The organism is Chryseobacterium sp. SIMBA_038 (assembly GCF_046535115.1).
Classification (GTDB): Bacteria; Bacteroidota; Bacteroidia; order Flavobacteriales; family Weeksellaceae; genus Chryseobacterium.
On sequence record NZ_JAWRXH010000287.1, the window covers coordinates 1 to 256 of the forward strand.

Here is a 256-nt window from a genome sequence, read left to right on the forward strand (position 1 = left end):
GGATCACGGAAGATTTTGCCTACGTTGGTAGCATGTTCAATATTGCTGTAGAAGTCTGTGTAGTTTGGGGTATGAAGAGGCATCATCATATTTACCTTGTCAAGGTCATAGAATGCATCTTCAATGGTTTTTTGGTCTTTTGACAATGTGGAGCCCTCCTGTAATAATGTCTGGATTTTTGTACGAACGGCATTCGTAACAGGTTTACCCAATTCTATGAATTCATTAATAGTGTAGGCTTCAAAAACATTGTCGT

1 pseudogene is annotated in these 256 nt (G+C 38.7%); it reads right to left on the reverse strand.

From position 1 onward, the window contains the following. A pseudogene (locus SB689_RS23590) lies at window positions 1-256 on the reverse strand (fumarylacetoacetase); the annotation flags it as partial.